This window comes from Streptomyces sp. LS1784 (genome assembly GCF_020103755.1).
Lineage (GTDB): Bacteria > Actinomycetota > Actinomycetes > Streptomycetales > Streptomycetaceae > Kitasatospora.
Map to the genome: position 1 here is coordinate 1 of NZ_JAHSQD010000736.1, position 3430 is coordinate 3430.

The 3430-nt window shown below is 72.0% G+C and carries 3 protein-coding genes and 1 pseudogene; all 4 read left to right on the forward strand.

Annotated elements, in window-relative coordinates:
• Positions 1-335, forward strand: a pseudogene (locus KS423_RS41475) (MFS transporter); the annotation flags it as partial.
• 168 nt (positions 336-503) lie between these two features.
• Positions 504-737: a hypothetical protein gene (locus KS423_RS41480; RefSeq protein ID WP_224284896.1), complete on the forward strand. Its 234-nt coding sequence runs from the start codon at positions 504-506 to the stop codon at positions 735-737.
• Positions 738-850: 113 nt separating this feature from the next.
• Positions 851-1399 (forward strand): methylated-DNA--[protein]-cysteine S-methyltransferase, encoded by a 549-nt coding sequence (locus KS423_RS41485; protein WP_308020312.1) that lies wholly within the window; start codon positions 851-853, stop codon positions 1397-1399.
• Positions 1400-1902: 503 nt separating this feature from the next.
• Positions 1903-3321 carry a family 2B encapsulin nanocompartment shell protein gene (locus tag KS423_RS41490; protein ID WP_224284897.1) on the forward strand — a complete coding sequence of 473 codons (1419 nt, stop codon included), beginning with the start codon at positions 1903-1905 and terminating at the stop codon, positions 3319-3321.
• Positions 3322-3430: the final 109 nt, after the last annotated feature.

The window sequence follows — 3430 nt, forward strand, 5'->3', positions numbered from 1 at the left end:
CCTCCGGGGCGTTCGCGGCCGGGGCGGGGCTGCCCTGGGTGGCCGCCGGCGCGCTGGTGGCCGGGGTCGGCTCGGCGGTCTGCGGGACGCTCTACAGCACCACCACGCAGAAGTGGGTGCCGGTGGAGATGCTCGGTCGGATGACGGCGTTCGGCGTGCTGGGTTCCTTCGCCCTCGGCCCGCTCGGGCTGGCGGCGGCCGGTCCGCTGGCGGACCGGTTCGGGGCGGGCGCCGTGTTGCTGTTCGGGGCGGTCTGGCAACTGGTTGCCGGGGCCGTAGTGTTGGCCGTACCGGCGGTGCGGAACCGCCGTTGGGAGGAGGGCCCGGACAGCTGACCAACCCCTCGGACGGCTTCGGGGCGCACCCCCGGCCCGCCGCGCACCGCGCCCGGCCGGCCCCGGAGCGCGAACGGCTGCCCCTCCCGCGCACGTACGCCTCCGCGACGGGCGGGGCGGCCGACCCGGTCGTACCGTGGAGGGCGGGGGTGACGGAGGAGGTCGATCATGCCCGGCTCGCTCACCATCAGCCATCACGAGTCCGCGGTCACCCTGGACCACACGGACGCGGAGCGGCTCGCCACCGTGCTGGCGGAACTGGCGTACCTGCTGGAGATCCCGGGACCGAACCGGATCAACGACGAACAGCTCGCCGTGCTGTGCGAGGGCCGTGCCCCGGACCGCGCCGAGCTGGTGCACTGGTGCGCGTCGAACGCCCGCGCACTGAAGGGGCAGCTCTGACCGGAGCCGCTCCGGCCGTCGGCCGCCCGCCGTACGATGGCGCGCGGGGCGGGGACGCCTCCCGGGTGCCGGGGTGGTCGGCGGCCGGTCCGGTGGAGGGTGGGGGCCCGAGCGTGCCGCAGTCCTGGTCGATGTCCTGGCTGACCGTGCCCACCCCGCTGCCCAGCGGGCCGATGCACATCGCGGTGACCCCGCTCGGCGTGGCGTCGGCCGGTTACGGTGGGCCGAGCGGGGGCGAAGTGCCGCCGTGCACCGACGAGTCGAAGATCGCCGCCGTCACCGAGCGGATCGGCGCCTACCTGGCGGGCCGCACCCGCGAGCTGGGCCTGCCGATCGACTGGAGCCTGAGTTCCGGCCCGCACCGCACGGTGCTGCAGACGCTCTGGCGCGAGGTGCCGTACGGCCGGACCATCACCTACGGCGAACTGGCCGCCCGCAGCGGGTTGTTCGAGGACGTCGCGGAGCCCGGCCTGGCCGCCCGCACGGTCGGGCAGATGATGGCCGCCAACCCCGTCCCCCTGCTGGTGCCCTGCCACCGGGTGGTGGCGGCGGACGGGATCGGCGGCTTCGGCGGCGGCCGGGTCGGGATCGAGGTGAAGCGCTGGCTGCTCACCCTGGAGGGCGTGCTGGAGCCGACCCTCGACTGGAACGGCCCGCTGTAGCGGCGGGGCTGCCGCGCGCGTCGGTCCGTCACACCCGGGCGGGGTGGGAAGTCCGGCTCGGCGATGGCCGCGTAGCCGTGGGCCTTGCCGGTGAAGGCCGCGATCGCGGGGGCGGGAGGGCAGAGACGTTCTCGGCGTAGGTGCGGGTCAGGCAGGCGCGTACGGGCGCACTCAGGTGACCGTCCCTGACAGAGAGTGGACGGGAGGTCAGGGCGTCCTGGCGGCCTGTTCGAACGGCTCGGACGGCGGGGGCGCCGCGTGCGGGTCGAGCCAAGGGGCTGCGGGCCGGGGCGCGGATGGGGGAGGATGGGCCGCGGCACTCCGATTTGTCCGAATGAATAGTCGAACGGATATCGATCAGGTGATCTATTCGTACTATTTGTTCGGCCATTCCGAACCACTCGAACGAGTGATTGCGGGGCGCCATCGAATGGGCCCACGATGAAGCTGCAACACGCATGTGCAAGGCGACACTTCATCGGGATATGCGAAGGGCTCCCCTCATGTCGACCGAAACCAATGCCGGTATTCCTGCGCCCGGTGCGCGATCGGAGATCCGGCAGCAGCAGAGTCTGAGCACGGCGGGCGCGCGGAACCTCGCGACGACCACGAAGTCCGCTCCGCAGATGCAGGGCATCAGCCCGCGCTGGCTGCTCAGGAAGCTGCCCTGGGTGCAGGTGTCCGGCGGCACCTACCGGGTGAACCGCCGCCTGCGCTACTCGGTCGGCCGCGGCCGGGTGAGTTTCGTCAAGACCGGCACCGAGGTGCGGATCGTCCCGCCCACCCTGGCCGAGGTGCCGGCGCTGCGCGGTTTCCAGGACGAGGCCGTGCTGGAGGAGCTGGCCTCGCGCTTCGTGCAGCGGGACTTCAACGCGGGCGACGTCCTGGTCCGGGCCGGGGCGCCGATCACCGAGGTCTACCTGATCGCGCACGGCAAGCTCGACCGGCTGGGCACCGGCAAGTACGGCGAGGAGACGGTGATCGGCACCCTCGCCGACGGCGACCACCTCGGCGACGAGGCGATCCGGCAGGACGGCGGCGACTGGCCGTACACCGTCCGCGCCGCGACCTCCGGCACCGTGCTGACGCTGTCCTGGCCCTCCTTCGAGGAGCTGCACGACCGCTCCGAGGCGCTCCAGCTCCAGGTCATCGAGTACCTGAACGGCTTCCAGCAGGCGCAGAACAAGCACGGCGAGGCGGAGATCGACCTCTCGGCCGGCCACCGGGGCGAGTACGAGCTGCCCGGCGCCTTCGTGGACTACGAGCTGAAGCCGCGCGAGTACGAGCTGAGCGTCGCGCAGACCATCCTCAAGGTGCACACCCGGGTCGCCGACCTCTACAACCAGCCGATGAACCAGACCGAGCACCAGCTCCGGCTCACCATCGAGGCCCTGCGCGAGCGCCAGGAGCACGAGCTGGTCAACAATCCGGAGTTCGGCCTGCTCGGCAACGCCGCGTACGAGCAGCGGTTCCAGACCCACTCCGGCCCGCCCACCCCGGACGACATGGACGAGCTGCTCAGCCGCCGTCGCGGCACCAGGATGTTCCTGGCCCACCCCAAGGCCATCGCCGCCTTCGGCCGGGAGCTCAACAAGCGCGGCCTCTACCCGGGGACGGTCGAGGTCGAGGGCAAGCAGATCCTGTCCTGGCGGGGGGTTCCGGTCTTTCCGTGCAACAAGATCCCGATCGTCGGGAGCACCAGCTCGATCATCGCGATGCGAATCGGCGAGGACAACCAGGGCGTCATCGGTCTGCACCAGACCGGAATTCCGGACGAATACCAGCCGAGCCTGTCGGTGCGGTTCATGGGAATCGACGACAAGGCCATCATTTCCTACCTGGTGAGCGCCTACTACTCCGCCGCGATCCTGGTGCCGGACGCGGTCGGAGTCCTGGAGAACGTGGACATCGCGCAGTACTGACGGTGCGCGGGGCCGGTCGCAGAGCCGTGCCGTCGGACGGGGGCCGCCCACCGCACCCCGGCCGGACGGCACACCCCGCGCGTGCGGGCCCGGCCCGAGGGCGGCCGGG

Excerpts from the sequence above, each read along its gene's own strand:
- KS423_RS41490 (WP_224284897.1), top strand. The coding sequence starts at position 1,903 with ATGTCGACCGAAACCAATGCCGGTATTCCTGCGCCCGGTGCGCGATCG.
- KS423_RS41480 (WP_224284896.1), top strand. The coding sequence starts at position 504 with ATGCCCGGCTCGCTCACCATCAGCCATCACGAGTCCGCGGTCACCCTG.